The organism is Porticoccus sp. (genome assembly GCF_041592135.1).
Lineage (GTDB): Bacteria > Pseudomonadota > Gammaproteobacteria > Pseudomonadales > Porticoccaceae > Porticoccus.
Genome location: NZ_JBFHQR010000117.1, coordinates 1 through 7925, shown reverse-complemented (window position 1 = coordinate 7925; position 7925 = coordinate 1). Strand labels below are relative to the sequence as shown.

The 7925-nt window shown below is 60.9% G+C and carries 2 protein-coding genes and 1 tRNA gene; all 3 read right to left on the bottom strand.

Features of this window, described 5'->3' with window-relative positions; all coding sequences use genetic code 11:
- Window positions 1-122: 122 nt before the first annotated feature.
- A complete protein-coding gene (locus ABY948_RS09935) occupies window positions 123-2528 on the bottom strand; it encodes a circularly permuted type 2 ATP-grasp protein (protein WP_461482379.1) in 2406 nt (801 codons plus the stop codon).
- Between the two features lie 2 nt (window positions 2529-2530).
- Entirely contained in the window at window positions 2531-5884 is a 3354-nt protein-coding gene (locus ABY948_RS09930; protein WP_461482378.1) for a transglutaminase family protein, read from the bottom strand.
- A 1561-nt stretch (window positions 5885-7445) separates the two neighbouring features.
- A tRNA-Arg gene (locus ABY948_RS09925) sits at window positions 7446-7522 on the bottom strand.
- Window positions 7523-7925: the final 403 nt, after the last annotated feature.

Here is a 7925-nt window from a genome sequence, read left to right as displayed (position 1 = left end):
GGCAAGTCCGCGGGCACCAGCCGCACAATATGGCGGCTGGTATCGGCATCATTGTCGTATTTGTAGGTGATTTTCAGGCTGATGTCGTAGAGCATTCCGGTTGCCTTAGGGTTAACAGGCCCCTACCGAAGGTAGGCGGCACTGAGGTGATCGGACAGACTGGCAATCTCGACACTCAGGTTGTGCAGTGCCCCGGTATTCAGGGACGACGGGGTGTGCAGTTCGAGACTGGTGTGGGCTTGCAGCATGGTCCGTTGCAGTGGCGTCAGCTGGCGATTTTGCTCCGCTCCGGGCAGGAAGTTGATGTGTCCGGAAATATCGTTCAATTGATAAATGATGGCCCGGGGGTTGAGCGGATCGAGGGCCAGCAGGTCCATCACGGTATCGCGATTGGTGGCCACAGCGTAGCGACGGCGGTGGGTCATGGAGCTGTCCGCCACTTCAATTGCCATGTCCAGGGAGCCATTCGGCGCTGCGGAGTCAGCTAGGGCGGACAACAGGTTGGTCAGTGACAGGGCCCGTTCCAGGGCGCGGCCGATGCTGAGGAAGCGCCAGCTGGTGAAACGGTACATGTTTTCGTGGACCAGACCGGAAAAGCCGGAGAGTTTGCGCAGCAACACGCTCATGGCCCGCGCCATGTCATCGCCCGGCGTGGCGGTTTTGCCCATCTTCCTGATGGTCTTGGACAGGTCATCCAGTGCCAGCCAGCCGTCCACGGAGAAGCGGTCGCGCACCTGCCCCGCGGCATTAGTGGCGCAGGCCAGGGTATTGATCACCGTGCTGGGCAGGCCCTCGGCGACATCGGTGTCGGCGGACTCCAGAAACTCGCCCAGGTATTCCAGCAGGGGGGTCAATTCCGAGCCGGATTCCGCCAGGCGAATATGATAGGCACGCAGCAGGCGAATGGCGTGTTCGGCGCGTTCCACATAGCGTCCGAGCCAGAACAGGTTGTCCGCGGAACGACTGGGCAATACCCCCGGCTGCTGGCGGATAAATGGCCCGCTTGCGGTGCCCAGCATGGTTTCAGCCGGTACCGGATTTTTACTGACCACCCACACATCGGCAACGGAACCACCCCGTTGCAGGGCCAGGGCCGCGGATTTACCGGAGGGCCCGATACGGGCAAAGCCGCCCGGCATCACTTGCCAGCCGTCGGCGGTGCGGGCCATGAACACTCTCAGGTTCATCGGTCGCGGCACCAGTTTGTCGCCATCGAAGGCGGGGGTGGTGGAGAGGGTAACGGCTTCCTGTCCCACCAGGTGATCCGAGTCCTCGTCGATCCAGGTCTCGATGGTCTGCTTGATGTCGCGGTTAAAGGTTCCGGCTACCGCGGACATATCATCCAGATCGAACAGCGGGCGTGTGGCGAAGGCATTGCCAATGGTCATGCGCTGGGCGTTCTCCTTCACATACTTGCGTTCCTGGGCTTGGCCGCACCACCAGGTGGCGATATTGGGAATGGCCAGTGGTTGACCGGTGAGGGCCTTGCAGATGCGGGGCAGGAACGCCAGAAAGGCGCGGGTTTCCAGGATGCCGGTACCGAGGGCATTGACCATGGTGACACTGCCGGAACGCACTGCGCCGAGCAGGCCGGCGGTGCCGAGCCGGGAACTTTCATCCAGTTCCAGGGGATCGGCCCAGATGGCGTCGAGTCGCCGCCACAGCACGCTCACCGGCCTGAGTCCCGCCACCGTACGCACCATCAGCTGGCCGTTGCGCACCGCCAGGTCTTCGCCTTCCAGCAGCATAAAGCCCAGGTAGCGGGCGATATAGGCGTGCTCAAAATAGGTGTCATTCATCGGCCCGGGTGTCAGGATGCCGACCCGGCTTTCGTCATCTTCCCGCAAGGCCAGCAGGGTGTCGCGGAAGGTGCGGAAGAAACCTGCCAGCCGGAATACGTTGGAGCGGGCGTAATGGTCGGCGTACACCCTGGTGGTGGCGATGCGGTTCTCCAGGGCGAAACCGGCACCGGACGGCGCCTGGGTGCGGTCGCCAATTACCCACCATTCGCCGTTGGGGCCGCGACCGATATCAAAGGCGACAAAGTGCAGGAAGTGTCCCGAAGCGGGTTTGACCCCCACCAGCGGGCGCAGCCATTCGGGATTATTGGCAACCAGCGATGCGGGCAAGTGACCGTTGGCCACCAACTGGTTGTCGCCGTAGAGGTCGGCGACCACCTGTTCCAGCAGTTCGGCGCGCTGGATCAACCCCGCGCCAATGCTGTTCCACTCCTCTTCGTCGATCAGCACCGGCATATGGCTGAGGGGCCAGTCGCGCTCGGCGGCGTCCTCGGTGCCGTATTGGCGATAGAAAACCCCGGCGTCGGTCAGATACTGGTCGCCGCGGGCTTTGCGCAGGGTGATTTCTTCGGGGGGCATGCGGGCCACCGCTTCGAGGAGGCTGGACCAGACGGGGCGAATGGCGCCGTCCGGGCCGATCAGTTCGTCCGGGACATCCTTCATGGTCCGGTAGCCCGCCAGCAGGCGGGCGACGGGATCGTCAGCGGCTTTTTTGCCTTGTTGCGACATCGTTACAGTCCGGGTGGCCGTCTCAAATCCAGCGTCATCGGAAATTCAGGGTGTGGCACTTCCGGCTGGGGCAGGTAGAGGCCGGGAGTATGGCCACTCGCCTCAAATCGTGCAAGGCGGCGGGCTTCCGCCTCATTGCTGTTAACCGGGAAGGTTTCGTAGTTGCGGCCGCCGGGGTGGGCCACGTGGTAGACGCAGCCGCCCAGCGCCCGACCGCTCCAGGTGTCAAAAATATCGAATGTCAGCGGCGCATTGACAGGCAGTACCGGGTGCAGGGCCAAGGCCGGTTGCCAGGCCTTGAAGCGCACGGCGCCGACGGCTACCCCCGCCGTGCCGGTCCTGGTGAGCGGTATCCGGCGCTGATTGCAGGTGACCAGGTAGCGGCCCGGGTCAGAGGTGGTCAGCTGTACCTGCAGGCGTTCCACGGAGCTGTCGGTGTAGCGCACGGTGCCGCCGATGGCGCCGGTTTCTCCCAGCACATGCCAGGGTTCCAGGGCTTGCCGCAGTTCCAGGTGAACGCCTTCGTATTCCACTTCGCCGCAGAACGGGAAACGGAATTCTTTCTGGGCTTGGTACCATTCCTGGCGGAAATCGAAGCCGTGTTGGCCGAGATCCCGCAGTACGTCGAGAAAATCCTCCCAGACGAAGTGCGGCAGCATGTAGCGGTCGTGCAATACCGTACCCCAGCGGGTCAGTTCCCCGCCGATCGGGGCATTCCAGAAACGGGCGATCAGGGCGCGGATCAACACCTGCTGGGCCAGGCTCATGCGCGGGTCGGGGGGCATTTCAAAGCCGCGGAATTCCACCAGCCCCAGGCGGCCCATGGGGCCGTCCGGTGAATACAGCTTGTCGATACAGATCTCCGCCCGGTGGGTGTTGCCGGTGACGTCGATCAGAATGTTGCGCAGCAGCCGGTCCACCAGCCAGGGCTGGGGTGCACAACCTGCGCCCGGCCCAGGTATTTGCGACAGTGCGATCTCCAGTTCGTAGAGACTGTCGTGGCGCGCCTCGTCGATGCGCGGTGCCTGGCTGGTGGGGCCGATAAACAGCCCGGAGAACAGGTAGGACAGGCTCGGGTGGCGCTGCCAGTGCAGGATCAGGCTTTTCAGCAGGTCCGGGCGGCGCAGGAAGGGGCTGTCCGCGGGGGTGGCGCCGCCCACCACCACATGGTTGCCGCCGCCGGTGCCGGTGTGGCGCCCGTCGATCATGAACTTGTCGGCGCCGAGTCGTGTCTGCCTGGCCTCTTCATAGATCGCCTCGGTGGTGACGACACAGTCTTCCCAGCTGGCGGCCGGGTGAATGTTGACCTCGATCACTCCGGGATCCGGGGTCACGCGAATGACATTCATACGCGGGTCTTCGGGTGGGGCGTAACCTTCGATATGTACCGGTAGCTGCAGTTCTTTGGCCGTATTCTCGGCGGCGGCCAGCAGCTCCAGGTAATCCTCGATGCGTTCCACCGGCGGCATGAAGATGCACAGCCGCCCATCGCGGGGCTCCACTGACATGGCGGTGCGCACGAAGCCGCCTTCCATTTCGTGCATGCTGTGCTGTTCGACCCGTTCCTGATGGCCCTCTGTCGGGGAGAACGATGCCATGGGTTGCGCCTTGATGCCGTGGGCGGCGGCAAGCGCATCTTCGGTGGCGAAATCCGGCAGCGGTCCCCTGGGTTCATTGGGGTCGGCGACGTTGATGTAGGGGTATTCTGACGACGACAGGTGCGGCAGTTTTTCCAGTGGCAGGCGGAAGCCAACCGGGCTGTCGCCGGGAATCAGGTAAAGTTGGTCCCGCCTGGTTTTCCAGCGCTCTGAACGCCAGCGCGGCCCGGTGCCGCTGGCCCGCGATTGCCAGCTCTGGATAGGCAGTACAAAGCCGGACGGTTCGGTCAGGCCCCGTTCAAAGACCCGCGCGATGCGGTGGCGCTCTTCGGGATCTTTCAGCTTGGAATTGGTGGCGGTGACATTCTCGGGCAGGTTGCCCTCCTTGATGATCCACTCGGCGGGATCTTCGTAGGCGGGCAGCACATAGTCTTTTTTCAAGCCCAGTTCACCGGCGATTCCCTTGAGCATTTTTTCCGCATTGGCGGCGGTGGCGCTCTCGGTCGCTCCGGCCTCCTGGGCAATCAGGTCCGCATCCCGCCAGATCGGCTTGTCGTCATTGCGCCAGTACAGCGAAAAAGTCCAGCGCGGCAGTGACTCCCCGGGATACCACTTGCCCTGGCCGTAGTGCAGGAACCCGCCGGGGGCAAAACGATCCCGGAAGCGGCGGATCAACTGATCGGCCCGCATACGCTTGGTGGGGCCGATGGCCTCGGTGTTCCACTCGTCGGATTCGAAGTCGTCAATGGACACAAAGGTGGGTTCGCCACCCATGGTCAGGCGCACATCGCCTGCGGCCAGGGCGGTATCGACCTGGTGCCCCAAACTGTCCAGCGCCTCCCAGGATTCTTCGGAGAAGGGTTTGGTAATGCGGGGGTGCTCGGAAACCCGTTTCACGGTCATGTCGAACTCAAATTCGACTTCAGCGAATCCGACCATGCCGGCAATCGGTGCAGCATTGCGGTAATGGGGGGTGGCGGCCAGCGGGACGTGGCTCTCCCCGGCCAGCAGTCCGGAAGTGGGATCGAGGCCGATCCAGCCGGCGCCGGGCAGGAAGACTTCCGCCCAGGCGTGCAGATCGGTGAAGTCGTGATCGGTGCCGGCTGGTCCGTCCAGTGACACCAGGTCGGGTTTCAACTGGATCAGGTAACCGGAGACGAAGCGGGCGGCAAAGCCCAGGCGCCGCAATATCTGTACCAGCAGCCAGCTGGTATCCCGGCAGGAACCGGTTCCCGCCTCAAAGGTTTCCTCCGGTGTTTGAACGCCGGGTTCCATGCGAATCACATAACCGATCTCCCTGGCCAGCCGGGCATTGAGCTCGACGACGAAATCCACCGTGGGTTTGGGTGAGCGGTCAATGGACTTCATGAAGGCTTTCAGGTGTGGCCCGGCCTTTTCGGGTACCCGGTAGATCACCAGGTCGGGGCGGATATCGGTGTTGTATTCAAAGGGCCATTGTTGGGCGCTTTCCTCGACAAAGAAGTCGAAGGGGTTGTAGACCGCCATGTCGGCCACCAGGTCCACTTCGATCTTCAGCTCGGTGACGGGCTCTGGAAACACATAGCGCGCCTGCCAGTTGCCGTAGGGGTCTTGCTGGTAATTGACAAAATGGTTAGCGGGACTGATTTTCAGGGAGTGTGAAATAACCCGGGTGCGGCTGTGGGGTGCCGGTCGCAAGCGGATAATCTGCGGGCCAACGCTAACCGGCCGGTCGTAGGTGTAATGTGTCAAATGATGAACTGCAGCCTTAATCGACATAATGCACTTCCGCCACACTGTAAGTAGAAATAAATATAGAGTGGAAAAACAGCCGGGCCAACAGCACCGCCTATTTTATCCCTATGCCCGGATTGGGCTGAGCACAGTCCCAGATGTTGCAGTTCCCTTGTCGGTATGGACCCCGTTCAGAGTATTGCTGTGGACGCAATGCATTGCGCCGGGCAACCGGGTAATCCATCCAGCCTCTCTTGTTGGTAGGCAATATGAATGCCAACAATCCGGGGGGTGAGGCTTTGTTGCCTTCCGCGCAGGCGAGCCGAGCCTGCTGACCAGTCTGCGGGGCCGTGGCCCCGCTGTCACGGACAGCTCCGTCTATTTTGTCCTGCCCTGGCCCGTTGCGCATTTGTTCGGTATGGCAACCACCTAGGTTGCATGACGAATGAGGTGGCCTTGGAGGTTGCCAGATTTTGGTGCTGAATGGTGCCCCTAAAAGGGATAACGAGTTGGCCATGTCGGATGATTAAACCCGCATCATTCCCGGTCGCGACGACAACCATCCCAGGGTTCTTGCAACGGCAGAGGCTCGCCAGCCGTCCCGGAAAAACAGAAAGATTTGTCTCCCTCCACGACGCCAACATCAGGTGGCTAGCCCATTGATCAATGGTGCCTGTGCTAACGGCTGCGACGGCCTGAGTTTCTTGATTGCAGCTTCTCCCGGTGCATTTGTCGAGCACTCTGAATATCGAATTGAGGTCGATTACCCTCATTTTTCTTACCTTGGGCAGTGGCTTACTGTACTGGAGTCGCGGCCACCTGGGTAGCTCAATTGTGTTGCTGCCCGCTGTGGGGCAACAGCACTTGATGGCACTGCCAGCGGTGTTTTGGTTGTGGTAAAGCTACCCGCTGCCATACCTTCCCCGCGCCCATGTTTGACTGTATGTGCGCGGCACGGCTGCAATGCGCGAAGAGGGCGGTGTGTAAACGACCGGCCTTTTCTCCCGTTGGCTGGCGAGATGTTGATTAAAGGTGGGAGGTTGGTCGTTTGCTGTGGCGAAACAAGTTTATCGTCGCTTGGAACTATTCCCCGACATCGCTGACTAATTATTAGCAAACAGCAACATGCTTCTCCCAAAGCAGCGTAAGAGCCCCGATCACAGCAATGGTCGGGGTTTTTTTGTGTCCGTTTGGATATGGGGTGGGGGAACCGGGAAATGCGGCAAAGGGCCGGGTTTGGTCGTTTGGATGGCGCAACCTGTGGTTGCCGGGTCCAACTTCCCGATGGAAGTTGTCGAACTTCTTCCCGGTTCGAGTGCTTCATGGGTCCCCAAACCAAGAAACCCGGCGCCGGGCCCGGTTTTGTGTGTGGATGGCGCACCCGAGGGGATTAACTCAACACGGCCTGCGGCCGTTTTGCTCCCTGCGGGACGGCGCAACCGAGAGGATTGACTCAAAACAGACTGTGTCTGTTTTGACCCCTAGGGGCTTCGCCGCATTGCGGCTCGGTCCAAACGCTGACGCGTTTGTCGAACCTGGGAGGTTCTCATCAGCCCTCAGGTTTGCCAGCCACAAAAAAGCCTGCATGAAGCAGGCTTGTTGTAACTGGCGCACCCGAGAGGATTCGAACCTCTGACCTCTGCCTCCGGAGGGCAGCGCTCTATCCAGCTGAGCTACGGGTGCTATAAAATGCGCGCGGTGGCGGTCAACCTCAATTCCGTCTCGGGACGCTTGTCCCGGCGGGCAACAGCGATAACGGGAAGATATGGTTTAGCAGCTATGCTAATGTCATATGTTCAGCGTGGTTGAGGTTGCTTGAGAGGCGGCAATGATATAGCGTCCACCGCCATTAGTCTATTTCTGAGCGATGTAACATTCAGCCTCACTAAAATAAGGTCGGGGGGGCGTGAAGATTATAATTTCGTGGTTGAGTCATCCCTTTCCGTTAAGGAGTTTTGTGTCAGTGAAAGCAGGGTTAGTCGTTCTTTCCTTGGGTTTTGTCATGCTTGTCGGTTGTGCCCAGGTTCAGCCGCAGATACCCCCAGACGTTCAGCCTCAGGTTACCCCGGCGGAGCCTGGCGAACCG

Coding starts and splice junctions, on each gene's coding strand:
- ABY948_RS09935 (WP_461482379.1), bottom strand. CDS start 2,528: ATGTCGCAACAAGGCAAAAAAGCCGCTGACGATCCCGTCGCCCGCCTG.
- ABY948_RS09930 (WP_461482378.1), bottom strand. CDS start 5,884: ATGTCGATTAAGGCTGCAGTTCATCATTTGACACATTACACCTACGAC.